Here is a 22429-nt window from a genome sequence, read left to right on the forward strand (position 1 = left end):
TCAGTTCTCCAGAACGTCGAGCAGGCCGAGGGGCAGCGGAACGTCCATCAAACGGTCGAACAGCAGGTAAAGACCTACGGCCATCAGGCTGATGATCACCACACTCGGCAACCAGCGGCCGCCGTACAGTCGGGCCATGGGTACGCCGACGATGATGCTGGCGACGATGAAACCAAGGGGTTCGAAAGTGCCGGCGAACACCAGCAGCAGGGCCACGCAGATGCCGATCTTGGTCAGGGTTTCGCGGTCCAGTGGCGGCTCGTCGTCGCTGTGCTTGATGGGCGCTGGACGAAAAACCATGTACAGCAACGCCAGGCCCATCAGGCCGAGCATCAGCAATGGAAACGCCCGGGGGCCGACCGGTTCGTAGGAAAACGCCGCCTGGTAAGGCCACGCCATCAGTGCCAGGCCGACGCAGGCCAGCAACAGCACCGAGGCAAAAATGCGTTGAATAAGCATGAGGGAACTCCTGCCATGGCCCCGGTGAAAGGGCCATGGACGCTAGACAGAGACGATCACTGAATCAGGCCGAACTCTTTGGCCAGCACCTTGTAGTCCGCCACTTGCTTCTTGACGTAGGTGTCCAGCTCGGGACCGGTCATGGCGAACGGGAAGAGTTCACGCTGATCGCGCAGCTTGGCGAAGTCGTCGGAGGCCAGCAGTTTGTCGAAGGAGGCTTTCCACCAGGCGTAGTCTTCATCGCTGACTTTCGGCCCGAGATAGAAACCGCGCACCACCGGCCAGACGATGTCGTAACCCTGTTCGCGGGCAGTCGGGATGTCTTTCATTTCCGGCTCGTCCAGGCGTTTCTCGGCAAACACGGCCAGCAGGCGCATGTCACCACTCTGGATGTGCGGCATGGAGTCGGAGATGTCGGTACTGCCAACCTGGATGTGGCCGCCGAGCAGGGCGGTAGCGATCTCGCCGCCACCTTCGAGGGCGACGTAGCGCAGGTCGCGCGGGTTGATCCCGGCGGCTTTAGCGATCAGTGCGGTCTGCATCCAGTCCTGGCTGCCGACGGTGCCGCCGGAGCCGATGACCACGGAGCTCGGATCTTTCTTCAGCGCTTGCACGAGATCGTCGAGGGTTTTGTAGGGGGAGTCGTTTTTCACCGCGATGGCGCCGTAGCTGGTGCCGACCGCCGCCAGCCAGCGCACGTTGGTTTCATCGAACCGACCGAACTTGCCTTGGGCCAGGTTCAACAGCGAACCGCTGGACCACGCCACCAAAGTGCCCGCATCAGCCGGACGCTGCGCCACGACGGCGTTGTACGCCACCGCGCCGACACCGCCGGGCATGTAGGTCACGCGCATCGGTTTGGTCAGCAGTTTTTCGTTGACCAGCGCGCTTTGCGCCAGTTTGCAGGTCAGGTCGAAACCGCCGCCGGGGGAGGCGGGGGCAATGCATTCCGGACGTTTGGGTTCGGCCATCAGTTGGCCGGCGAACAATACGCAACCGGCGGCGAGGGCGAAACGGCGCAGGGATCGGTTCATGAGTGTCTCCATGGGAGTTGTTGTTTTTGGGGATATTTCAGGTGCGGCAGTTTCGCGCGTGCAGGCTGACAGGCTCAGACCCGGACGGGTTGAACGCCGCGCAGCCGACGATGGCGCTGACAAGCGAAAACGGGGAAATACGAGAGGAAGAATGAAACGGGTCAACCTGAAGCTGTGTGGACAGCATGATGCAGTACCTCGTTATTGTTCTTATTGGCGAAAACGCATCGTGGCGTTTTTCGAGAGCTACGTTTTGAAGCTATGGTGCAGGAACGGAGAAAACGGCGAAGGTCGGCAGTCGGGACCCTCGGTGAAGCGACTGTAACGGCCCAACCTTTCGCTAACCTTTCAGTATTCTTTCGCGTGTTTTCGGGCTTCACAGTGGCGGTTGCGGCTGTAAACTCCGCCGCAAAGAATGGCGTCGGCCATCCCTGAATGAGGTAGAGATCCATGCGTGTCCTGCTCGTCGAAGACCATTTGCCGCTGGCCGAAAGCGTTGCCCAGGCGCTCAAGAGCACCGGTCTGACCGTGGATGTCTTGCACGATGGCGTTGCTGCCGACCTGGCCCTGGGCAGCGAGGAATACGCGGTGGCGATCCTTGATGTCGGCCTGCCGCGCATGGACGGTTTTGAGGTGCTGGCGCGCCTGCGGGCCCGGGGCAAGAACTTGCCGGTACTGATGCTGACCGCCCGTAGCGACGTCAAGGATCGGGTCCATGGGCTCAATCTTGGGGCCGACGATTACCTCGCCAAGCCGTTCGAACTCACGGAACTCGAAGCGCGGGTCAAAGCCCTGTTGCGCCGCAGCGTACTCGGCGGCGAACGTCAGCAACGTTGCGGCGTGCTGGCCTACGACCTCGATACCCGGCGCTTCACCCTCGGCGAAGAATTGCTGACGCTGACCTCCCGCGAGCAGGCGGTGCTCGAAGCGTTGATTGCCCGTCCGGGAAGGGTGATGAGCAAGGAGCAACTGGCTGCTCAGGTATTCGGTCTCGACGAAGAGGCCAGCCCCGACGCCATCGAAATCTACGTGCACCGCCTGCGCAAAAAGCTCGACGGCCATTCAGTGGCCATCGTGACCTTTCGCGGTCTGGGCTATCTGCTGGAAAGCCGCGATGCATAAGCCCAGCAGTCTGCGCTGGCGGTTGGTGTGGAACCTCGCGCTGCTGCTGGTGGTGTTGATGCTCGCCAGCGGATTGAGCGCGTACTGGAACGGTCGCGAAGCCGCCGACACCGCCTACGACCGCACACTTCTCGCGTCAGCACGGACTATCGCCGCCGGTCTGTCCCAGCGCGATGGCAGTCTCAGTGCCGACGTGCCTTATGTGGCGCTCGATACCTTCGCTTACGACAGCGCCGGGCGCATCTATTACCAGGTCAACGACATCAACCAGAAGTTGATTTCCGGCTACGAAAACTTGCCGGGCCCGCCGCCGGGCACACCGAGAACCGACAGCTATCCCGCCTTGGCGCGCTTTTACGACGCGAAATATCAGGGGCAGAACGTGCGCGTGGTGAGTTTGCTCAAGGCAGTGAGCGAACCGAACATGAACGGCATGGCGGAGATTCGCGTTGCCGAAACCGACGAGGCGCGCGTCAGCATGGCCCGCAGTCTGGCGGCCGATACGCTGCTGCGGCTCGGGATGCTGGCGATTGGCGCGTTGTTGCTGGTGTGGTTTGCGGTGAGTGCGGCGCTGCGGCCGATCGAGCGTTTGCGCACGGCAGTGGAAGAGCGTCAGCCCGATGACCTGCGGCCCTTGCCTTTGGTCGAAGTGCAGCACGAGTTGTGGCCATTGGTGCGAGCGCTCAATCACTTTACCGAGCGCCTGCGCGGGCAGTTCGAGCGGCAGGCGCAGTTCATCGCCGATGCGGCTCACGAGTTGCGCACGCCACTGGCGGCGCTCAAGGCACGGCTTGAACTGGGCTTGCGCTCAAACGAGCCGCAGACCTGGCGCGACACGTTGGAATCTTCGGCGCAAAGCACGGATCGCCTGACCCATCTGGCCAACCAGTTGTTGTCGCTGGCCCGCGTGGAAAACGGCGCCCGGGCGATTGCCGAGGGCGGTGCGCAGTTGCTCGATCTGAGTCAGTTGGCGCGGGAACTGGGCATGGCCATGGCGCCGCTGGCCCACGCGCGGGGTGTCGCGCTGGCGCTGGAGGCGGACGAGCCGGTCTGGCTGCGTGGCGAGCCGACGTTGCTCAACGAGTTGCTGAGCAATCTGGTGGATAATGCGCTGGCGCACACGCCGCCGGGCGGCAACGTGATCCTGCGGGTTACGGCGCCGGCGGTGCTGGAGGTCGAAGACGATGGGCCGGGCATTCCGCTGGAGGAGCGGGATCGGGTGTTCGAACGCTTTTACCGGCGCAACCAGCAGGTGGCCGGTTCCGGGCTCGGGCTGGCGATCGTCGGGGAAATCTGCCGCGCGCATCTGGCGCAGATCAGTCTGCACGATGGGGAACAGGCGGGTTTGAAGGTGCGGGTGAGTTTTGTCGCCGGTTGATCAGTAGAACATCGACCGCGATTCTTCCAGATCGGCGCACAGCGCCTTGTTTTCCGGATCGATGCCGAGCTTGCGGAACGCCGGCACGCTGAACGGATCGATGCGGGCCATCGGGTGGTCGGTGTCCTTGTGGCAATACAGGCTGGCCACTTGCACGATGTCGACGTAATCGATCTGTTGCGATTCGCGCTTGAGGTCCTCATACAGACCCGGCAACTCCACCAGACGCTCGGGGAATTCCCAGACCCGCAGCAGCTTGTCGCCGAGCAGCGGGTGAATGTGGTCGATCACATGGTTGAGGCTGACCGGATCGGACAGCAATTCGTAGTGGTCTTCAGCGTAAGTCAGGATCGGCAGCACGCCGATCTGATGAACCAGTCCACCGAGCGCGGCTTGATCGGGTTTGAGTTGGGTATAGCGGCGGCACAGGGCGTAGCTGACGCCGGCGATCTCCAGACTCTTGCGCCAGACTTCGCGCATCTTTTGTTCTACCACGTCGGAGCGGGCGTGGAAGATTTGCTCCATCACCAGACCGATCGCCAGATTGCTGCTGTAGTTGACGCCGAGCCGAGTGATGGCGGTGTGCAGGTCGGTAACTTCCTGAGTGGCACGCAGCAGCGGGCTGTTGACCACTTTGATCAGGCGCGCCGACAACGCTGTGTCGCGGCCGATCACTTTGCTCAGGTCGCTGACGCTGATGTCCGGATCTTCAGCGGCCTTGCGAATCTGCAGAGCCACTTCCGGTAACGTTGGCAGAACCAGGTCATCGTTATCGATGGCCTCAACCAAATCCTGTTGGACCTTATCCGCCAGCTCACTCATGTCGTTTCTCTAGGGTGTTGCAACAAATGCTGCGATCAACGCTGGATTTCGCGGTCGCGATCCAGTTCGTAAGGCAGGTCGAGCAAGTGCAGCGCCGGGCCTTCGGCTGCGCCCAGATGCAAATCGCCTGCGTCGGCAGCTTCGGCCTGCAACACCGCCAGCAGTTCAATATTCTTTTCGGCACGGGCAGCCAGTACCACTTCGCCGATGGAGCTGCCGTGGCTCGGGGCGAACAGCGGGGTGCCCGGCTCCGGCAATTCGCTGGCGTCCAGTTGCACGCGGTACAGGCGACGCTTGAGTTTGCCGAGGTACTGCATGCGCGCGACGATTTCCTGACCGGTGTAGCAGCCTTTCTTGAAACTCACGCCGCCGACGGCCTGCAGATTGAGCATCTGCGGGATGAACAGCTCGCGGGTGCTCGGCATGACCTGACCGATCCCGGCGCGGATCTGGCCCAGCAGCCATTGATTGAGTTCGGCTTCGCTCAAGTGCGCGGTCAATTTGCCTTTGACGGTGTCGGCCTGATCGGCGGGCGCCCAGAGTTCGGCACGGTTCGGGGAGACGCGAATCGCGATCAGACCTTCGTGGCGGGCCACGCTGTCGGTTTCTGCCGGCAGTTCCAGACACAGACTGCTCAGGGCCGCATCGCCATGATCGAGGCCGAAGCGTACCCAGGAGGCGCTTTCGTCGGTCAGTTTCGATTTGGAGAACACGGCGTACTTTTTCAGATCCGCCAGTTGCGGCTCCAGCAGCTCGCCGGCCATCGCCAGCAGCACGCCGTCGCCTTCCAGCACGATGCGGAAACTCGACTGCATGCGGCCTTTCTGCGTGCAGCGTGCACCGAGGCTGGCCTGGGTTTCGCTCAGATAATTGATGTTGCAGGTCAGTTGGCCTTGCAGGAATTTGCCGGCATCCGCGCCGCGAACCGCGAGAACGCCTTCATGAGAGAGGGTGCAGAAAAAAGCAGAATCGGCCATGGGTCATCGCAGGGTAAATAGACTGGGGCACATCATAAGGGGGTGCTGTTGAAATGGGTAGTTGATAAAGGATCGGTGGTGCCCGACCAAAGCCGACTGTTCGGCCTGCTTCGGGCCTGTATACTTGCGGCCTATTTGAGGAGGGCTCCATGGTCGAACAAGTTGAACTGAATCGCCTCTTTTGGCACAGCCGTCGCGGCATGCTGGAACTCGACGTGTTGCTGGTGCCGTTCGTGAAAGAGGTCTACGCCAATCTGAATGAGGTGGATCGCGCGTTGTATGTCCGCCTGCTCGAGTGCGAGGATCAGGACATGTTCGGCTGGTTCATGGAGCGCAGCGAATCGGAAGATCCCGAGCTGCAACGCATGGTTCGCATGATTCTGGATCGTGTCCAGCCCAAGTAACACGTTCGAATGCCGCTGGCACGCCTCACGGCAGTTGCTGGCGGCGTATCTGCTGGCCCAGGCATTCGCGCTGGGTTCTTTGTTTCTGTTGTCGATTCCTTTATGGGGTTCTCTGCTGGGGGCATTCGCATGTCTCGCCCATGCTGTCTGGGTGTTGCCACGGCAGATTCTGTTGAGTCATCCCAAGGCATTTTGCCGATTGCGTCGGGACGCGGATGGCTGGCAGCTGTGGAACAAGGCCGATGGCTGGCAAGCGGTGCAATTGCGCCCGGACAGCCTGGCGCTGCCGCTGATCGTGGTGTTGCGTTTTCGATTGCGTGGTGAGCGGCGCGTCAGGTCGATCTGCGTGCCGCGGGATGCGCAGGCGTCGGATTTGCACCGACGCCTGCGGGTACGCCTCAAGTTCAGCCGGCGTAGGTGGGCGGCACCAGAATAGTGTCGAGCGCTTCAGGCAGCAGGTCCGGGTAGTCGAGGGTGTAATGGAGGCCCCGGCTCTCCTTGCGTTCCATGGCCGAGCGGATCATCAGTTCTGCCACTTGCGCCAGGTTGCGCAGCTCGATCAGGTCACGGCTGACCTTGTAGTTACTGTAGAACTCGTCGATTTCGTCCAGCAGCAGACGCACGCGATGCTGTGCCCGTTGCAGGCGCTTGTTGGTGCGCACGATGCCGACGTAGTCCCACATGAACCGCCGCAATTCGTCCCAGTTGTGGGCGATGATCACGTCTTCATCGGAGTCGGTCACCTGGCTGGCGTCCCAGGCGGGCAGGGCGCGCGGGATCGCGACGTCGGGCAGTTGCTCGAGAATGTCCGCTGCAGCTGAGCGGGCGTAGACGAAACATTCGAGCAGCGAGTTGCTGGCCATACGGTTGGCGCCGTGCAGGCCGGTGAAGCTGGTTTCGCCAATGGCGTACAGGCCGGGCACATCGGTGCGGCCCTGTTGATCGACCATCACGCCGCCGCAGGTGTAGTGCGCCGCCGGTACGACCGGAATCGGTTGCTTGGTGATGTCGATGCCGAAGCCGAGGCAGCGCTCGTAGACAGTCGGGAAGTGCGATTTGATGAAGGCTTCGGGCTTGTGGCTGATGTCGAGGTAGACGCAATCGACACCCAGGCGCTTCATTTCATGGTCGATGGCGCGGGCGACGATGTCCCGTGGTGCCAGTTCTGCACGTGGGTCAAAACGTTGCATGAAGCGTTCGCCGTTCGGCAGCTTCAAATGGGCGCCTTCGCCACGCAGGGCTTCGGTTACCAGAAAGCTCTTGGCTTGCGGGTGGTAGAGGCAAGTGGGGTGGAACTGGTTGAACTCCAGGTTTGCCACGCGGCAGCCCGAACGCCAGGCCATGGCGATGCCGTCACCGCAGGCGCCGTCGGGGTTGCTTGTATATAGATAGACTTTCGCGGCGCCGCCGGACGCCAGGATCACAAAGCGTGCTCCGAAGGTATCGACTTCTCCGGTTTTTCGATTGAGCACGTAGGCGCCCAGGCAACGTTCGCCTTCCAGCCCCAACCGACGCTCGGTGATCAGGTCGACCGCTACCCGCTGTTCGAGCAATTCGATGTTCGGGCGTTCTTTGGCCTGGGCCAGCAGGGTCGTGAAAATCGCAGCGCCAGTGGCGTCAGCTGCGTGGATGATCCGGCGATGGCTGTGGCCGCCCTCGCGGGTCAGGTGGAATTCGAAACCGCCGTCTTCCGTACCGGACTGCTCGTCGCGCGTGAACGGCACGCCCTGGTCGATCAGCCACTGGATTGCTTCCTTACTGTGCTCGACGGTGAAACGCACCGCGTCTTCATGGCACAGGCCGCCACCGGCATTCAGAGTGTCATCGACATGGGACTCGACGGTGTCGGTGTCGTCCAGCACGGCCGCGACGCCACCTTGTGCCCAATAGGTCGAGCCGTTGGCGAGGTCACCTTTGCTCAATACGGCGATGCGCAAGTGACCGGGCAGGGTCAGCGCGAGACTCAAACCGGCAGCACCGCTGCCAATCACCAGAACATCGTGTTGAAACTGTTGGCTCATTTCAGGATTCCGCTCAAAGCGACCCGGGTCGGGGTTGGCGCAGGACTGGCGGATGGGCGAGTCGAGGCAGCCACACAGCCCACTAGTATATAGAGGGGTTGGGCGGCACAATAGCCGGGCCGATATGGCATTGTGAAACTACCGTGACGGAAAATCCCGACGCTTTGTCGTCAGTTTTTTCAGCGGTTTTGGGGAAAAGCGACTGTATCGACGATGAAACAGGCTTTTTCCGCTCACGGTTGCACAAGGTCGGTGCGACACGTCTATAAATATTTGGAACTTTTGCCAGAGGCCCAAGATCAATAGACAGTTGCCCGAAACAAGGGACAGTGTCGGCTTCAATGCGGAACCTGCGGTTGGGTTCTTGCCGGCGAGCCGATGACAAGATTATTCGCGCAGCCGGTTCATCCCGCGCTGCGTTTTTCGTGCGTGCCAAATCAGAGCTCGCAGGAAACTTGCTTGGAGGGGGAGAACTTTTGCGAAAAGCCCGAGTCTATGTTTGCAAGTCCGGTCGATTGGTCATGCAAGCCTCCTCCGAGTTTATCGAGGAGTGTTCATGCTAACCCAGGAAGAGGATCAGCAGCTGGTCGAACGCGTTCAGCGTGGCGACAAGCGAGCTTTCGATCTGCTGGTGCTGAAGTATCAGCACAAAATTCTCGGGTTGATCGTGCGTTTTGTGCACGACACCCATGAAGCCCAGGACGTCGCACAAGAAGCCTTTATCAAGGCATATCGAGCGCTTGGAAATTTCCGCGGCGACAGTGCGTTTTATACGTGGCTGTACCGCATCGCCATTAACACGGCGAAGAACTATCTGGTTTCACGCGGCCGTCGGCCGCCGGATAGTGATGTAAGTTCCGAAGATGCAGAGTTCTATGACGGCGATCACGGCCTGAAGGATCTCGAGTCGCCTGAACGTGCATTGCTGCGGGATGAGATCGAGGGCACCGTCCATCGAACCATTCAGCAACTGCCAGAGGATTTGCGCACGGCGTTAACTTTGCGTGAATTCGATGGTCTGAGTTACGAGGACATCGCGAGCGTCATGCAATGTCCGGTTGGTACCGTGCGCTCCCGGATTTTCCGCGCCCGGGAGGCCATCGATAAAGCCCTGCAGCCGTTGTTGCAGGAAAACTAAAGACAGCGGCGACAGCCAAGAGAGGAACGCCATGAGTCGTGAAGCCCTGCAGGAATCGCTGTCCGCAGTGATGGATAACGAAGCGGACGAACTGGAATTGCGTCGAGTGCTCAATGCACTGGACGATGTTGAAACCCGTGAAACCTGGGCTCGTTACCAGATCGCTCGGGCAGCCATGCACAAGGATCTGTTGCTTCCACGTCTGGATCTCGCTGCGGCTGTTTCTGCTGCACTGGAAGACGAAGCGACCCCTGCCAAAGTGTCCCGCGGTCCATGGCGCAGCCTCGGTCGTCTGGCCGTAGCCGCTTCGGTGACCGTTGCCGTTCTGGCGGGTGTTCGCCTGTACAACCAGGACGAAATCGCCGGCGTGGAACTCGCCCAGCAATCCAATCAGCCAGTGTTGGCCACTCCTCAGGTCAAAGGCCCGGCGGTATTGGCGGGCTACAATGAGAGTTCGGAAGCCACAGGCCCAATGGCCAATGGCGTATTGCAAGGTCAGCCAGGCTGGCATGATCAGCGTCTGCCAGGTTACCTGCGTCAACACGCTCAACAGGCTGCCCTGAAAGGCACCGAAAGCGCGCTGCCCTATGCACGTGCAGCAAGCCTGGAAAACCGTTAAGGGGGATCATGCGCGCCATACCTCTACTTTCGCTTCTGCTCAGCGGCTGGTTCATTGTTCCAGCCCACGCCGACGAGGCTCAGGACTGGTTGACCCGCCTGGGCCGGGCCGAGCAGCAGCAAAGCTTTCACGGCACATTCGTTTACGAGCGTAACGGTAGTTTCTCTACCCATAACATCTGGCATCGGGTCCAGAATGGCCAGGTCCGCGAGCGTTTGCTTCAGCTCGACGGTTCGGCTCAGGAAGTCGTGCGCATTGATGGACATACTCAGTGCGTCAGCGGCACCCTGATTGCGGGTCTGGGAGACTCTCCCAATACTGCCGCTCGTCCTCTGGATCCTCAAAAGCTTAAGAACTGGTATGACCTTGCCGTCATCGGCAAGTCGCGCGTAGCCGGGCGGGAAGCGGTGATCGTATCGCTGACGCCGCGGGATCAGCACCGTTATGGATTCGAACTGCATCTGGACAAGGAAACGGGTCTGCCGCTCAAGTCGCTGCTGTTGAACGACAAGGGACAGTTGCTCGAAAGATTCCAGTTCACGCGGCTGGACACGTCTGATGTCCCGTCCGATAAAGATCTGCAAGCCGATTCCGATTGCAAGACGGTTACTCTAGACAGCGACAAGGCGTCTGCAGTCAAGACCGCCCAGGTCTGGCGTTCCGACTGGCTGCCTCCTGGCTTCGAGCTCACCAGCAGCTCCTCCCACAAGGATCCGGAAACCAAGACCCAGGTCAACAGCCTGATGTACGACGATGGTCTCGCCCGTTTCTCTGTCTTCCTGGAGCCGCTCAACGGCGCAACCGTTACCGATACCCGGACTCAACTGGGCCCGACCGTTGCCGTATCCCGCCGTTTGACAACGCCTCAAGGCGAAATGATGGTCACGGTGGTTGGCGAGATCCCTATCGGGACAGCCGAACGAATTGCCCTGTCGATGCGCAATGATGGCGCTGCAACCAGCAAGCAGTGAGCTGATTCCAGCTATCTCCACTTCGTCTTCGAGACGTGAAATGTTTGCTGAGCTTTTTCATTTGCAAAACACCCGAAAATTTTTTATAGGTCAGAGCCTCTCGGCTCTGGCCTTGTTTGTTGTTCCCGGAACAAAAATGCCGGCCTGTGGTTTCCGGTGTTCCTTGCTCCATATCGCTTAACCCTGCTCGTCGTAACGGGAGCTGTATGTCGATACCAAGCTTGAAATCTTATCTCTCCATTTTCGCCACTGTGCTGGTGCTCGGTCAGGCTGTTCCTGCAGTCCAGGCGGCCGAAGCAGCCAGTCCGGTCAACCTGCCTGATTTCACTCAACTGGTCGAACAGGCCTCGCCTGCCGTGGTGAACATCAGTACCACGCAAAAACTGCCGGATCGCAAAGTGAGCCAGCAGATGCCTGATCTGGAAGGCTTGCCGCCGATGTTGCGCGAGTTCTTCGAGCGCGGCATGCCGCCGCAACAGCGTTCTCCGCGTGGTGATCGTCAGCGTGAAGCGCAGTCGTTGGGTTCGGGTTTCATCATTTCGCCGGATGGCTACATTCTGACCAACAACCACGTGATCGCCGATGCCGATGAAATCCTTGTCCGTCTGGCTGATCGCAGTGAGATGAAAGCCAAGCTGATCGGCACCGATCCACGCTCCGACGTGGCGCTGTTGAAAATCGAAGGCAAGGATCTGCCAGTGCTCAAGCTTGGCAAATCCCAGGATCTGAAAGCCGGTCAGTGGGTCGTGGCAATCGGCTCTCCATTCGGCTTTGACCACACCGTGACCCAAGGCATCGTCAGTGCCGTCGGCCGCAGCCTGCCGAATGAAAACTACGTGCCGTTCATCCAGACCGACGTGCCGATCAACCCGGGCAACTCCGGTGGCCCGCTGTTCAACCTGAACGGTGAAGTGGTCGGGATCAACTCGCAGATCTACACCCGTTCCGGTGGCTTCATGGGTGTGTCGTTCGCCATTCCGATCGACGTGGCGATGGACGTTTCCAACCAGCTGAAAAGCGGCGGCAAGGTCAGCCGTGGTTGGCTGGGTGTCGTCATCCAGGAAGTGAACAAGGATCTGGCCGAGTCGTTCGGTCTGGACAAACCGGCCGGTGCGCTGGTTGCTCAGATTCAGGATGACGGCCCGGCTGCCAAAGGCGGCCTGCAAGTGGGTGACGTGATCCTGAGCATGAACGGCCAACCGATCGTCATGTCCGCTGACCTGCCACATCTGGTGGGGGCATTGAAGGCGGGTGCCAAGGCCAACCTCGAAGTGATTCGTGACGGCAAGCGCAAGAATGTCGAGTTGACGGTCGGCGCCATCCCGGACGAAGACAAGGAGCTGGATGCCCTGCCGAAATCCGGTGCCGAGACCAATAGCAATCGTCTGGGTGTTTCGGTGGCAGAGCTGAGCGCCGAGCAGAAGAAAACCTACGACCTGAAGGGCGGTGTGGTGATCAAGGAAGTGCAGGACGGTCCTGCAGCTCTGATCGGTCTACAGCCGGGCGACATCATCACCCATCTGAACAACCAGGCCATTGGTTCTTCCAAGGAGTTTGCCGAGATTGCGAAGGCGCTGCCAAAGAACCGTTCGGTGTCGATGCGCGTACTGCGTCAGGGCCGTGCCAGCTTCATCACCTTCAAACTGGCTGAATGATCCAGTTGTCCAAGAAGTAAAAAGAAACCGCCTCGAAAGAGGCGGTTTTTTTTGTCCGGAATTTGTCTCGGCGCGGGCTTAACCCATCATGTCCTTGACCATGCGCTCCTGCTCCATCAGCTCGCGCTGGCGGGCATCGATACGTGAGGACAGCGGGAAGTTGCTGCCGGCCTTGCGTTTGGCGAAGTCCAGTTGCTGAATCGCCTGGCGATAATCACCGACCAGCGCGAAGTACTCGGCACGCGCCTGATGCAGGCCGATGATGTTGCCGGACAGCCCGCGAGTTTCTGCAACTTGATACCAGACGTCCGGATCGTCCGGACGTGATTTCAACAAACCTTCCAGCGCCTTCTCCGCATCGGCGGTGCGGTTCTGTTTCAGCAGCAGATCGACGCGAACCTGATTCAGCGGGTAATTGCCAGGATACTGACTGAGCATCCGGTCAACCCGAGTCTGTGCATCGGCCAGTTTGTTGTTGGTGATGTCCAGATCGATCTGCGCCAGGTTGTAGATGATCTCGTTCGGTGATTTGGCCAGCAGTTGCGTGAGATTCGCCCGTGCTTCGTTCAACTGGCCGCCCTTGATCTGGGCGATCGCCAAGCCATAGCGAGCCACGTCGTTTTTCGGGTTCTCATCGAGTTGGGCGCGGAAGCGCTTGGCACCAAGGCCCGGCGTTTCTTCGTAGGTCAACTGCACCCGCGCACGGATCAGTTGATAGCGCATGCTGTCTTCGATGCCCCCGGGTTTAGCCTGTTCGGCACGGTTGCGGGTGTCGGCGATCCGCGACTCGGTGACTGGGTGAGTCAGCAGGAATTCCGGTGGCTTGGCGTCGAAACGATACTGGCGCATCAAACGCTCGAACATGGTCGGCATCGAGCGCGGATCGTATCCGGCCTTTTCCAGGTTAAGGATGCCGATGCGGTCGGCTTCCTGCTCGTTCTGACGCGAGAAGCGCCGTTGTTCCTGGATTGCCGCCGCCTGGGTGCCGGCAATCGTCGCGATGCCAGCATCACCGGCGCCGGCCGCGGCGATCACGATACCGGCCAGCAGCGCCGCCATCATCGGCACCTGCATCCGCTGCGAGGCTTCGACGCCGCGTGCGAAGTGACGCTGGGACAAGTGCGCCAGTTCGTGAGCCAGTACCGAGGCGTATTCGCCTTCGGTCTGGGCATTGAGGAACAGGCCGCCGTTGACCCCGACAATTCCGCCCGGCGCCGCGAAAGCGTTGAGCTGCGGGCTGTTGATCAGGATGAATTCCAGGCGTCGGTCATTGACCTGGCTGGTTTCCACCAGTTTGTAAACGCTGGACTCGACGTAGTCCTTGAGTTGTGGATCGTTGAGCTGCGAAACCTGGCTGCGCAGCAATGCCAGCCAGGCGCGACCCAATTGATATTCCTGTTGTGGCGAGACGATGGCAGAGCTGGCGTCACCGAGTGACGGCAGGTCGTCGGCGAAGCCCGGTGAGGCGAGCAGGCAAGCGAGCGTCAGCAGGGTGGGGCGCAAAAAAGTCATGCACAAAGCCTTAGTCGACAAAGACCTTACTGTAGCCGGACACCGAGCTTGCGACCAGATATTCTAGGCAGCCTGACCACCTGATCCGGAGTGACGCATGACCGACGCTGTAGCCTATGACTGTGAGCTGGACGCCAGTGGCCTGAATTGTCCGTTGCCGTTGCTCAAGGCCAAAATGGAGCTGAACAAGCTGCCCACTGGAGCGGTACTCAAGGTGATTGCAACGGATGCCGGTTCGCAGCGCGACTTTCGCACCTTCGCCAAGTTGGCCGGTCATACGCTGCTGCGTGAAGAAGACGAGGCGGGTGTCTACCGTTACTGGCTGAAAAAAGCCTGAAACCGACCGCGTAAATGACCTAAGGAAAATTGATGTTCAAAGTGTTGCGCGACTGGATTCAGCGCTACTTCTCCGATGAAGAAGCGGTGGTACTGGCTGTTTTGCTGTTTCTCGCCTTCACCGCTGTACTGACGCTGGGCGGAATGCTCGCGCCGGTGCTGGCCGGGATGGTGCTGGCGTACCTGATGCAGGGGCTGGTGGTCACGCTCGAGCGCCTGCGCGTACCCGGCGGCGCGGCGGTCGGTCTGGTGTTTGCACTGTTCATGGGCGTGCTGATGGTGTTTATCGTCGTGGTGCTGCCGCTGCTCTGGCATCAGTTGATCACCCTGTTCAACGAGCTGCCGGGGATGCTCGCCAAGTGGCAATCGCTGCTGCTGTTACTGCCGGAGCGTTATCCGCATCTGGTGTCCGACGAGCAGGTGCTACAAGCGATCGAAGCGGCGCGGGGTGAAATCGGCAAGTTCGGCCAGTGGGCGCTGACGTTTTCGTTGTCGAGCTTGCCGCTGCTGGTGAACATCATGATCTACCTGGTGCTGGTGCCGATACTGGTGTTCTTCTTCCTCAAGGATCGGGCAATGATCGGCGAGTGGGTGCGCGGCTATTTGCCGCGTGAGCGAGCGCTGATCACCCGGGTCGCCGAAGAAATGAACCGGCAGATCGCCAACTACATTCGCGGCAAGGTCATCGAGATCGTAATCTGTGGTGGCGTGACATACATTGCCTTTGTCGCGCTAGGGCTCAACTACGCAGCGTTGCTGGCCCTGTTGGTCGGCGTGTCGGTGGTGGTGCCGTATGTCGGAGCGGTGGTGGTGACCGTGCCGGTTCTGCTGATTGCGCTGTTCCAGTGGGGCTGGAGCGATCAGTTCATCTATCTGATGGCGGTCTACGGCATCATTCAGACGCTGGATGGCAACGTGCTGGTGCCGTTGCTGTTCTCCGAAGCGGTCAACCTGCATCCGGTGGCGATCATCTGCGCGGTGCTGTTGTTTGGTGGGCTTTGGGGATTTTGGGGCGTGTTCTTCGCGATTCCGCTGGCGACCCTGTTCAAGGCTGTGCTGGATGCTTGGCCGCGCAAGGAGCCGGCGGTGGCGCCGCTGCTTTGAAAATGAAGGGGCGCCCGCAAGGGCGCCAACAGCATCAGGCCTTGTTCAGCGCCTGAGCAGCAGCCAGCACTGCATCGACATGTCCTGGCACTTTCACGCCGCGCCATTCCTGACGCAGTACGCCGTTCTTGTCGATCAGGAAGGTGCTGCGATCAACGCCCAGGTATTCCTTGCCGTAGAGCTTTTTCAACTTGATCACGTCGAACAGCTGGCAGACGGCTTCGTCCTTGTCGCTGATCAGCTCGAACGGAAACTCCTGCTTGCACTTGAAGTTCTCGTGGGATTTCAGGCTGTCGCGGGAAATCCCGAAGATTTCCGTGTTGGCAGCCTTGAACGCTGCGTATTGATCGCGAAAGCCCTGGCCTTCGGTGGTGCAGCCCGGAGTGCTGTCCTTCGGATAGAAGTAGATCACCACTTGCTTGCCCTTGAGGGCTGACAGGCTGATGGTCTGCCCGCTGGTGGCAGGTGCTTCGAAATCCGTAACCGGTTGGTCAATGACAACGGCCATGAAAGCTTCCTTACATTGGGTTCTGTGGGCGCCACGGTTCGATCAGTGCATCCAGGTTCATGGCGTCGGCGAAATCCAGAAACTGGTCGCGCAGCCAGCTGATCTGGGTGCCGGCGGGCAGGGTCACGGTGAACGTGGCGTTGAGCATGGTGCCGCCGGTCTGTGGTGCCTGATAGGTATCGCACGTCAGGTTTTCCAGCTCGACGTTGTGATCCATGAAGAACTGGCACAGCTCGTTGATGATGTCCGGGCGGTACGCCGAAGACACGTAAGCCACATACGGCAGGGCCTGCGGACGATTTTCCAGGGCGGCGCTGCGTACCACGTTGACGGTGAACGCATGACGCTTGGCCAGCACCGGCAGGCTGCCTTCAAGGCGAGCCAGGGCGTCCCAGCTGCCGGAGACTTCGAGCACCAGCGCACTGCACTCGCCGTGGCGGGTCAGGCGCGAGGTGACGACTGCGCAACGGTTTTCATGGCTGGCGCGGCACAGGACGTTGGTCAGCTCCATGGGATTGGCGCCGAGGGCACTGATGACAAGGAATTGTTCGCGAACTGTGGGGGTGGACATGCAGCATTCCTAAAGCGATGAGCGGTCGGTAGGGAGAGGGCGTTGATTGCCGGGGCAATGACTGTCCGGAAGGCTCGATTCGTGTGGCGCTACGGCTCCATGAACAAGCAAGCGTACGGCAACGACACTGGAACGGAGCCCGGGAGGCCGAAACGGGAGACTGGAACCCGGCGTACAAGCTGATCAGTACCGATCAAAGTCTGAAGGGTAGCGAAAAGCGGCGCCAAGGGGAATGGCGGCACAGTACTTCGCTTGTGCAAGCATCTTGGCGCCAGTACCATTACCGCTCTCTTTTTCCGGCAGGAGCGGTTTCATGATTGCGGGCAGTATGGTGGCACTGGTCACACCCATGGATGCACAAGGGCGTCTTGACTGGGACAGCCTCAGCAAACTCGTGGACTTCCATCTCAAGAACGGCACCCATGCCATTGTCGCGGTCGGCACCACCGGCGAGTCGGCAACCCTTGATGTAGAAGAACACATCGCCGTCATCAAAGCCGTGGTCAAACAGGTTGCCGGTCGCATTCCGGTGATCGCCGGTACCGGTGCCAACTCGACCCGCGAAGCGGTCGAGCTGACCCGCAATGCCAAAGAAGCCGGCGCCGATGCCTGCCTGCTCGTAGTCCCGTATTACAACAAGCCGACCCAGGAAGGCCTGTACCAGCACTTCAAGCACATCGCCGAAGCGGTCGACATCCCACAGATTCTCTACAACGTTCCTGGCCGCACCTCCTGCGACATGCAGGCCGAGACCGTGATCCGCCTGTCCACCGTGCCGAACATCATCGGCATCAAGGAAGCGACCGGCGACCTGAAACGCGCCAAGGCGATCATCGACGGCGTGAGCAAGGACTTCATCGTGCTGTCCGGCGATGATCCGACCGCAGTCGAGCTGATCCTGCTGGGCGGCAAGGGCAACATCTCCGTCACCGCCAACGTCGCCCCGCGCGAAATGGCCGACCTGTGCGAGGCCGCGCTCAAGGGCGATGCCGAGACCGCACGGGCCATCAATGAAAAACTGATGCCGCTGCACAAGGACCTGTTCATCGAAGCCAACCCGATTCCGGTGAAGTGGGCTTTGGTCGAAATGGGCCTGATGCACGAAGGCATCCGCCTGCCGCTGACCTGGCTGAGCGCTCCTTGTCATGAAACGCTGCGCTCGGCCCTGCGCCAGTGCAACGTCCTGGTTTAATTGAGGAAGTACAACGCATGAAGCGAATGGCCGGACTTTCCGCACTTGCCTTGATTATCTCCAGCACCAGTGGCTGCGGATGGATCTGGGGCCCGGAAGGTTATTTCCGTGACCGTGGTAGCGATTACCTGGAAGCGCAACAGACTGCACCGATGCAACTGCCACCAGACGTCAGCACTTCCAAGCGCCTGGATCCGCTGCTGCCGATCCCGCGCAACGTGGCCGACGACACCGCCAAGGGTGAATACGTCGTTCCGCGTCCTCAACCGCTGTCGACCGTTGCCGATGCCAGCGACTACTCGCTGCAGAAGAGCGGTGATTCGCGTTGGGTCATGGCCCAGCACCCACCGGCCGAAGTCTGGCCAGTGGCGGTGCAGTACTTCCAAGACAACGGTTTCCGTCTGGATGAACAGCGCCCGCAAACCGGCGAATTCACCACCACCTGGCAGCATTCCGATGAACTGTCCGCCGCCATGGCCAAGCGCCTGAGCGCCGCCGGCGTCAGCACCGACAGCGAAACCCGCGTGCGGGTGCGCATCGAGCCTGGCGTGCAGCGCAACACCAGTGAAGTCTACGTGGTCAGCGCCGAGCGTCCTGCCGGCAGCACCGCCAATGTCGATTTCACCAACCGTTCGGTCAACACTGGCCTGGACGCTGCGCTGGTTGACGACATGCTCGCGAGCATGAGCCGGACCTCCGAGAAGGGTGGTTCGGTGTCGATGCTGGCTTCGCGTGATTTCGACACCCCAAGCCGTGTCAGCCTGAGCGAAGACGGCAGCGGCAACCCGGTACTGAACGTCGGTACGGATCTGGATCGTGCCTGGTCGAGCGTCGGTCGTGCGCTGGAACAGGGCGAATGGCGCGTTGAAGACATCAACCGCAGCCTGGGTCTCTACTACATCAACTTGTCCGAAAAGGCCGAGAAGAAAGACGAGAAGCCAGGTTTCTTCAGCAGCCTGTTCGGCAGCGCGCCGACCAAGGAAGAAGTTGAAGCCCGTGCCGAGCGTTATCAGGTTCGCCTGAGCAAGGTCGGCGAGAACGTTCAGGTGACCGTCGAGAAAAACATCAACACCGTTGCGCCGGCCGATGTGGCCCGCAAAGTGTTGAGCGTGATTCAGGACAACCTGGGCTGATCCAATGCGTTTTGCCGTTCTCGGCAGCGGTAGCCAAGGGAACGGCACGCTGATCGCCAGTGCTGATACGTATGTGCTGGTGGATTGTGGTTTTTCCCTGCGGGAAACCGAAAAACGCCTGTTGCGCCTGGGGGTTAACCCGGCGCAACTGAGCGCGATACTCGTAACCCACGAACATGCCGACCACGTGCATGGCGTGGGTTTGCTGTCTCGGCGCTACAATCTGCCTGTCTACCTCAGTCGCGGCACACTGCGCGGGATGCGCAAACCGATTGAACCTGCCGGTTTCGTGACCGGTGGCGAGCAGTTGCAGATCGGTGCTCTGAACATCGGGGTCATTGCCGTGGCCCATGATGCGCGGGAACCGACTCAGTACGTGTTCAGTGACGGTGAACGGCGCTTCGGCCTGCTGACCGACCTGGGCTCTTACTGTGAACGGGTGCTGGACGGCTATCGGGATCTCGATGCGTTGATGATCGAGTCCAATCACTGTCGCAACATGCTGGCCCGTGGTCATTACCCGTACTTTCTCAAGCAGCGGGTGGGCGGCGAGCTGGGACATTTGAATAACCATCAGGCGGCATTCCTGGTGGCCGAGTTGGGCTGGCAAGGCCTGCAACACCTGGTCCTGGCCCATCTGAGCAGCAAGAACAACCTGCCGCAGCTGGCCCGGCAATGTTTTGTCGACACCCTCGGGTGCGACCCGGACTGGCTGCAACTGGCCGATCAAGATTCAGGGCTCGACTGGCGCCACATCGCCTAGCCCATCTACTTAGCAAGCGGAGCCCATCATGGAAAAACGTGAAGAACTCTACCGCGGCAAAGCCAAATCGGTTTACAAGACCGACGACGCTGACCGCTTGATCCTGCTGTTTCGCAACGACACTTCGGCGTTCGACGGCAAGCGCATCGAGCAACTCGACCGCAAAGGCATGGTGAACAACAAGTTCAACGCCTTCATCATGCAGAAACTCGAAGCGGCCGGCATTCCGACCCAGTTCGACAAACTGCTGGGCGACAACGAGTGCCTGGTGAAGAAACTCGACATGATCCCGGTCGAGTGCGTCGTGCGTAATTACGCCGCCGGCAGCCTGGTCAAGCGTCTGGGCGTCGAGGAGGGCATGAAGCTCAACCCGTACACCTTCGAACTGTTCCTGAAGGACGACGCCAAGGGCGACCCGTTCATCAACGAATCCCACGTCGTGGCTTTCGGCTGGGGCACCGCCGAGCAACTGGCGCGCATGAAGGAACTGTCGCTCAAGGTCAACGAAGTCCTGAGCAAACTGTTCGACGACGCAGGCCTCTTGCTGGTGGACTTCAAGCTTGAATTCGGCGTGTTCAGCGACGGCTCCATCGTCCTGGGCGATGAGTTCAGCCCGGACGGCTGCCGTCTGTGGGACAAGGACACCAAGAAGAAGATGGACAAGGACCGCTTCCGTCAGGGCCTCGGTGACGTCATCGAAGCCTACGAAGAAGTCGCCAACCGTCTGGGCGTACCGCTTTAATCGACGCAAGCATCTGATAGCACGGAGAAATTTTCGAAAGAGGGTTTGCTTTCGGTAAAAGTGTTGTTATGATGCGCGCCGTTGGAGAGATGCCAGAGTGGCCGAATGGGACGGATTCGAAATCCGTTGTACCTTCACCGGTACCTAGGGTTCGAATCCCTATCTCTCCGCCATTATTGAACAAGACTAAGCCCCCGTAATCATTGAAGATTACGGGGGCTTTTTCGTTCCCGTCGATCTATTTGAAACATTTCCTGGGCATAAACCTTGCCCGTCATGCGGCTCTAGTCCGTTTTAAAACCCCAGCATTTTTGACACGACACCGGCCATGCTCTTGGTGTCTACGAGCGCTTCGAACGGCTCTACATCGCTCTTGCTGATGTAGACGATTCGGCGTTTGCCAAATTTTTTCGACGTGCTTGGCGTTGCTTACATAGTTAACGACGGACTTGATGCTCTAAGGCTGGCTGAATACCTTTCAGAGGGACTTATGAGGGGACGAATGAAATCCAACGAATGGTGATCGTCCGGCATATTTGGTAAAAGCTTAGTAGGCTGACCGACCGCTTCCAGCGATAAGCAGAGGTTTGCCAGTAACCACCATCGGCCAATCGTGGACGCAAAAATCTTCCAAATCGCTTGTCTTGAGCGTGGTCGCTCTGAATGTCCGGCTCTGTAAAGAGCAAGATCTCGAGCTAGTAAAAAACCTGCAATTTGCGGGGAACTATTTATATTCACGAATGGACTGAGCTGCTATTGCGATCAAAATAAAACGGCGCAGAAAACTTTTAAATAATGGAGCGCGTAATGGGCAGGTCAGGCAAAGAGTTTGAATTTTGGTGGGGTACATCCGGATCGTGGGTTGAACCGCCCAATGTGCGCCGAAGCGGTACTAGTGGTGTCCAGCTGGTTGTTCAAGATAACAGAACGTTCTTCGTCAAGCGTCAAACCGGCCATCTGTTTCGCAGCCTGCGTTATCCCACTGGCAGACCCACCGCTCTGCGTGAGGGGGTTGCCCTCTCCAGACTCGAGAAACTGGGTGTAAACGCGCCAAGACCCGTATTTTATGGTGCGAGAAAAGTCGACGGGGTATGGCAAGGTGTTTTGGTCACGGAAGACCTGGGCGGCTTCATAGATCTGGATACTTGGTATAGCCAAGGCGCTGCCAGCATGTTGACGACGGAACAACATGAGCAACTATTTAAGCGTTTGGCGCAAATGCTGGCGAGAATGCACTCGGGCAAGTGGCAGCACGGTTGCATGCGGTCCAAACACATCTTTATCAAGGCATCGATTACGGATGCGGTATTTGACTTCGAGCTGGCGTTACTTGATTTAGAGAAGTCACGCGGTCGTGCTACGGCGATGGGAGCAGCTCGTCACGACATTCCTCAACTCAGACGGCATTCTTACTGGGATGAGTCGCAGTGGCGGCATTTCCTTTCATACTACGAGCAAGCAATTGGCAGAACCATCTAAGCTGGTTTGTCTAGCACTCAGCAGGCCCGCCAGTTGTAACTTCTGAAGATATCAACAAGTGCTTAAAACATAGAGTCACCTCTTAAATTAAGGATTCTTCTATCGGCTGATTCTGGCTGGGTAGCGACGGTCAGGACTCGACCGTCGCAAGGCATATTCAAACATCGGTCTGTTCCGCCATCTCCAGGGCGACCTGATGCCCTGAAGCAACATCAGAAGTCGCCGGAGCTGCCAACACAGGCAGCCCGGCGTCCTGAACAGTCCTCAGATCTCCTTGATCGGCGTATCCCCCTGGACACCCTTGATCAACTCGATCACATGCAGACAATCCGCCTTGTTCACATACGACTCCCCGCTGGCGACCGTCTCGTGGTTGCCTGCCCGCAGCCGCCAGCGCCATTGGCCCTTTCCGGTGCTCGGGGTGCCTTTGGATTGCCTGTAAATCTCGAAATACATTCAGTTCGCTCCATGCGATTTATGTGCGACAGC

General features: G+C 59.4%; 25 protein-coding genes and 1 tRNA gene. 17 read left to right on the top strand and 9 right to left on the bottom strand.

What is annotated here, in order from left to right; translation table 11 throughout:
• Together MKZ87_RS26005 and MKZ87_RS26010 are read right to left on the bottom strand one after the other, a co-directional pair.
• Positions 1-459, bottom strand: a complete 459-nt coding sequence (locus MKZ87_RS26005; RefSeq protein ID WP_227234728.1) for a tripartite tricarboxylate transporter TctB family protein — start codon at positions 457-459, stop codon at positions 1-3.
• Between the two features lie 56 nt (positions 460-515).
• A complete protein-coding gene (locus MKZ87_RS26010) occupies positions 516-1493 on the bottom strand; it encodes a Bug family tripartite tricarboxylate transporter substrate binding protein (protein ID WP_085700589.1) in 978 nt (325 codons plus the stop codon).
• Here MKZ87_RS26010 and MKZ87_RS26015 point away from each other — a divergent pair.
• The 3 genes from MKZ87_RS26015 (at position 1492) to MKZ87_RS26025 (ending at position 3993) form a co-directional block, all read left to right on the top strand.
• Positions 1492-1818, top strand: coding sequence for a hypothetical protein (locus tag MKZ87_RS26015; protein WP_170929780.1), 327 nt, complete (start codon positions 1492-1494; stop codon positions 1816-1818). The genes MKZ87_RS26010 and MKZ87_RS26015 overlap by 2 nt on opposite strands.
• 125 nt (positions 1819-1943) lie before the next feature.
• Positions 1944-2615 carry a response regulator gene (locus MKZ87_RS26020; protein ID WP_085683189.1) on the top strand — a complete coding sequence of 224 codons (672 nt, stop codon included), beginning with the start codon at positions 1944-1946 and terminating at the stop codon, positions 2613-2615.
• Positions 2608-3993 (top strand): sensor histidine kinase, encoded by a 1386-nt coding sequence (locus MKZ87_RS26025; RefSeq protein ID WP_085683188.1) that lies wholly within the window; start codon positions 2608-2610, stop codon positions 3991-3993. The genes MKZ87_RS26020 and MKZ87_RS26025 overlap by 8 nt, the downstream gene beginning before the upstream one ends.
• Here the strand turns inward: MKZ87_RS26025 and MKZ87_RS26030 are convergent, their stop codons facing one another.
• The gene (locus tag MKZ87_RS26030; RefSeq protein WP_085700590.1) at positions 3994-4815 is read right to left on the bottom strand and encodes an HDOD domain-containing protein; all 822 of its coding nucleotides are present in this window, start codon (positions 4813-4815) and stop codon (positions 3994-3996) included. It lies immediately after the preceding gene.
• A 35-nt stretch (positions 4816-4850) separates the two neighbouring features.
• Positions 4851-5792 (bottom strand): YgfZ/GcvT domain-containing protein, encoded by a 942-nt coding sequence (locus MKZ87_RS26035; protein WP_266202149.1) that lies wholly within the window; start codon positions 5790-5792, stop codon positions 4851-4853.
• A 149-nt stretch (positions 5793-5941) separates the two neighbouring features.
• Here MKZ87_RS26035 and MKZ87_RS26040 point away from each other — a divergent pair, with 149 nt between their 5' ends.
• Together MKZ87_RS26040 and MKZ87_RS26045 are read left to right on the top strand one after the other, a co-directional pair.
• Positions 5942-6196: a succinate dehydrogenase assembly factor 2 gene (locus MKZ87_RS26040; protein WP_007957989.1), complete on the top strand. Its 255-nt coding sequence runs from the start codon at positions 5942-5944 to the stop codon at positions 6194-6196.
• Complete coding sequence (locus tag MKZ87_RS26045) at positions 6180-6632, top strand: protein YgfX (protein ID WP_266202150.1); 453 nt, start codon at positions 6180-6182, stop codon at positions 6630-6632. The genes MKZ87_RS26040 and MKZ87_RS26045 overlap by 17 nt, the downstream gene beginning before the upstream one ends.
• Here MKZ87_RS26045 and nadB read toward each other — a convergent pair.
• Positions 6601-8217, bottom strand: a complete 1617-nt coding sequence (gene nadB / locus MKZ87_RS26050) for an L-aspartate oxidase (RefSeq protein WP_227234733.1) — start codon at positions 8215-8217, stop codon at positions 6601-6603. The genes MKZ87_RS26045 and nadB overlap by 32 nt on opposite strands.
• 556 nt (positions 8218-8773) lie before the next feature.
• Between nadB and rpoE the strand changes: the two genes are divergently transcribed.
• The 4 genes from rpoE to MKZ87_RS26070 all read left to right on the top strand — a co-directional run bounded on the left by rpoE (position 8774) and on the right by MKZ87_RS26070 (position 12600).
• Positions 8774-9355: an RNA polymerase sigma factor RpoE gene (gene rpoE, locus MKZ87_RS26055; RefSeq protein WP_003172477.1), complete on the top strand. Its 582-nt coding sequence runs from the start codon at positions 8774-8776 to the stop codon at positions 9353-9355.
• A 31-nt stretch (positions 9356-9386) separates the two neighbouring features.
• Entirely contained in the window at positions 9387-9974 is a 588-nt protein-coding gene (locus MKZ87_RS26060; protein ID WP_011332903.1) for a sigma-E factor negative regulatory protein, read from the top strand.
• Positions 9975-9982: 8 nt separating this feature from the next.
• The gene (locus tag MKZ87_RS26065) at positions 9983-10945 is read left to right on the top strand and encodes a MucB/RseB C-terminal domain-containing protein (RefSeq protein WP_085700594.1); all 963 of its coding nucleotides are present in this window, start codon (positions 9983-9985) and stop codon (positions 10943-10945) included.
• 206 nt (positions 10946-11151) lie between these two features.
• Complete coding sequence (locus MKZ87_RS26070) at positions 11152-12600, top strand: DegQ family serine endoprotease (protein ID WP_085700596.1); 1449 nt, start codon at positions 11152-11154, stop codon at positions 12598-12600.
• Between the two features lie 78 nt (positions 12601-12678).
• Here the strand turns inward: MKZ87_RS26070 and MKZ87_RS26075 are convergent, their stop codons facing one another.
• Positions 12679-14112, bottom strand: a complete 1434-nt coding sequence (locus MKZ87_RS26075) for a M48 family metalloprotease (RefSeq protein ID WP_085700597.1) — start codon at positions 14110-14112, stop codon at positions 12679-12681.
• 97 nt (positions 14113-14209) lie between these two features.
• Between MKZ87_RS26075 and MKZ87_RS26080 the strand changes: the two genes are divergently transcribed.
• Together MKZ87_RS26080 and MKZ87_RS26085 are read left to right on the top strand one after the other, a co-directional pair.
• Positions 14210-14449, top strand: coding sequence for a sulfurtransferase TusA family protein (locus MKZ87_RS26080; protein WP_085700598.1), 240 nt, complete (start codon positions 14210-14212; stop codon positions 14447-14449).
• A gap of 32 nt (positions 14450-14481) precedes the next feature.
• Entirely contained in the window at positions 14482-15552 is a 1071-nt protein-coding gene (locus MKZ87_RS26085; protein WP_085700599.1) for an AI-2E family transporter, read from the top strand.
• A gap of 34 nt (positions 15553-15586) precedes the next feature.
• Here MKZ87_RS26085 and MKZ87_RS26090 read toward each other — a convergent pair whose 3' ends face one another.
• The gene (locus tag MKZ87_RS26090; protein WP_085700600.1) at positions 15587-16060 is read right to left on the bottom strand and encodes a peroxiredoxin; all 474 of its coding nucleotides are present in this window, start codon (positions 16058-16060) and stop codon (positions 15587-15589) included.
• Between the two features lie 10 nt (positions 16061-16070).
• Positions 16071-16631: a glycine cleavage system protein R gene (locus tag MKZ87_RS26095; RefSeq protein ID WP_007958014.1), complete on the bottom strand. Its 561-nt coding sequence runs from the start codon at positions 16629-16631 to the stop codon at positions 16071-16073.
• 313 nt (positions 16632-16944) lie between these two features.
• On the opposite strand from MKZ87_RS26095, the gene dapA reads away from it, so the two are divergent.
• The 6 genes from dapA (at position 16945) to MKZ87_RS26125 (ending at position 21940) form a co-directional block, all read left to right on the top strand.
• Positions 16945-17823, top strand: a complete 879-nt coding sequence (gene dapA / locus MKZ87_RS26100) for a 4-hydroxy-tetrahydrodipicolinate synthase (RefSeq protein WP_085683177.1) — start codon at positions 16945-16947, stop codon at positions 17821-17823.
• A 17-nt stretch (positions 17824-17840) separates the two neighbouring features.
• Entirely contained in the window at positions 17841-18956 is a 1116-nt protein-coding gene (gene bamC / locus MKZ87_RS26105) for an outer membrane protein assembly factor BamC (RefSeq protein ID WP_085700602.1), read from the top strand.
• A 4-nt stretch (positions 18957-18960) separates the two neighbouring features.
• Positions 18961-19719 carry an MBL fold metallo-hydrolase gene (locus MKZ87_RS26110; RefSeq protein ID WP_085700603.1) on the top strand — a complete coding sequence of 253 codons (759 nt, stop codon included), beginning with the start codon at positions 18961-18963 and terminating at the stop codon, positions 19717-19719.
• A 28-nt stretch (positions 19720-19747) separates the two neighbouring features.
• The gene (purC, locus tag MKZ87_RS26115; RefSeq protein WP_007963288.1) at positions 19748-20461 is read left to right on the top strand and encodes a phosphoribosylaminoimidazolesuccinocarboxamide synthase; all 714 of its coding nucleotides are present in this window, start codon (positions 19748-19750) and stop codon (positions 20459-20461) included.
• Between the two features lie 83 nt (positions 20462-20544).
• Positions 20545-20634: transfer RNA gene (locus MKZ87_RS26120), tRNA-Ser, on the top strand.
• A 634-nt stretch (positions 20635-21268) separates the two neighbouring features.
• Positions 21269-21940 (top strand): lipopolysaccharide kinase InaA family protein, encoded by a 672-nt coding sequence (locus MKZ87_RS26125; protein WP_085703819.1) that lies wholly within the window; start codon positions 21269-21271, stop codon positions 21938-21940.
• Between the two features lie 264 nt (positions 21941-22204).
• Here MKZ87_RS26125 and MKZ87_RS26130 read toward each other — a convergent pair whose 3' ends face one another.
• Positions 22205-22396: a YegP family protein gene (locus MKZ87_RS26130; protein ID WP_085700605.1), complete on the bottom strand. Its 192-nt coding sequence runs from the start codon at positions 22394-22396 to the stop codon at positions 22205-22207.
• Positions 22397-22429 lie beyond the last annotated feature (33 nt).

The sequence above is a fragment of the Pseudomonas sp. MCal1 genome (assembly GCF_026341415.1).
Taxonomy (GTDB): Bacteria; Pseudomonadota; Gammaproteobacteria; order Pseudomonadales; family Pseudomonadaceae; genus Aquipseudomonas.

Excerpts from the sequence above, each read along its gene's own strand:
- MKZ87_RS26005 (WP_227234728.1), bottom strand. The coding sequence starts at position 459 with ATGCTTATTCAACGCATTTTTGCCTCGGTGCTGTTGCTGGCCTGCGTC.
- MKZ87_RS26015 (WP_170929780.1), top strand. The coding sequence starts at position 1,492 with ATGAGTGTCTCCATGGGAGTTGTTGTTTTTGGGGATATTTCAGGTGCG.
- MKZ87_RS26010 (WP_085700589.1), bottom strand. The coding sequence starts at position 1,493 with ATGAACCGATCCCTGCGCCGTTTCGCCCTCGCCGCCGGTTGCGTATTG.
- MKZ87_RS26020 (WP_085683189.1), top strand. The coding sequence starts at position 1,944 with ATGCGTGTCCTGCTCGTCGAAGACCATTTGCCGCTGGCCGAAAGCGTT.
- MKZ87_RS26025 (WP_085683188.1), top strand. The coding sequence starts at position 2,608 with ATGCATAAGCCCAGCAGTCTGCGCTGGCGGTTGGTGTGGAACCTCGCG.
- MKZ87_RS26030 (WP_085700590.1), bottom strand. The coding sequence starts at position 4,815 with ATGAGTGAGCTGGCGGATAAGGTCCAACAGGATTTGGTTGAGGCCATC.
- MKZ87_RS26035 (WP_266202149.1), bottom strand. The coding sequence starts at position 5,792 with ATGGCCGATTCTGCTTTTTTCTGCACCCTCTCTCATGAAGGCGTTCTC.
- MKZ87_RS26040 (WP_007957989.1), top strand. The coding sequence starts at position 5,942 with ATGGTCGAACAAGTTGAACTGAATCGCCTCTTTTGGCACAGCCGTCGC.
- nadB (WP_227234733.1), bottom strand. The coding sequence starts at position 8,217 with ATGAGCCAACAGTTTCAACACGATGTTCTGGTGATTGGCAGCGGTGCT.
- rpoE (WP_003172477.1), top strand. The coding sequence starts at position 8,774 with ATGCTAACCCAGGAAGAGGATCAGCAGCTGGTCGAACGCGTTCAGCGT.
- MKZ87_RS26060 (WP_011332903.1), top strand. The coding sequence starts at position 9,387 with ATGAGTCGTGAAGCCCTGCAGGAATCGCTGTCCGCAGTGATGGATAAC.
- MKZ87_RS26065 (WP_085700594.1), top strand. The coding sequence starts at position 9,983 with ATGCGCGCCATACCTCTACTTTCGCTTCTGCTCAGCGGCTGGTTCATT.
- MKZ87_RS26070 (WP_085700596.1), top strand. The coding sequence starts at position 11,152 with ATGTCGATACCAAGCTTGAAATCTTATCTCTCCATTTTCGCCACTGTG.
- MKZ87_RS26075 (WP_085700597.1), bottom strand. The coding sequence starts at position 14,112 with ATGACTTTTTTGCGCCCCACCCTGCTGACGCTCGCTTGCCTGCTCGCC.
- MKZ87_RS26080 (WP_085700598.1), top strand. The coding sequence starts at position 14,210 with ATGACCGACGCTGTAGCCTATGACTGTGAGCTGGACGCCAGTGGCCTG.
- MKZ87_RS26085 (WP_085700599.1), top strand. The coding sequence starts at position 14,482 with ATGTTCAAAGTGTTGCGCGACTGGATTCAGCGCTACTTCTCCGATGAA.
- MKZ87_RS26090 (WP_085700600.1), bottom strand. The coding sequence starts at position 16,060 with ATGGCCGTTGTCATTGACCAACCGGTTACGGATTTCGAAGCACCTGCC.
- MKZ87_RS26095 (WP_007958014.1), bottom strand. The coding sequence starts at position 16,631 with ATGTCCACCCCCACAGTTCGCGAACAATTCCTTGTCATCAGTGCCCTC.
- dapA (WP_085683177.1), top strand. The coding sequence starts at position 16,945 with ATGATTGCGGGCAGTATGGTGGCACTGGTCACACCCATGGATGCACAA.
- bamC (WP_085700602.1), top strand. The coding sequence starts at position 17,841 with ATGAAGCGAATGGCCGGACTTTCCGCACTTGCCTTGATTATCTCCAGC.
- MKZ87_RS26110 (WP_085700603.1), top strand. The coding sequence starts at position 18,961 with ATGCGTTTTGCCGTTCTCGGCAGCGGTAGCCAAGGGAACGGCACGCTG.
- purC (WP_007963288.1), top strand. The coding sequence starts at position 19,748 with ATGGAAAAACGTGAAGAACTCTACCGCGGCAAAGCCAAATCGGTTTAC.
- MKZ87_RS26125 (WP_085703819.1), top strand. The coding sequence starts at position 21,269 with ATGGGCAGGTCAGGCAAAGAGTTTGAATTTTGGTGGGGTACATCCGGA.
- MKZ87_RS26130 (WP_085700605.1), bottom strand. The coding sequence starts at position 22,396 with ATGTATTTCGAGATTTACAGGCAATCCAAAGGCACCCCGAGCACCGGA.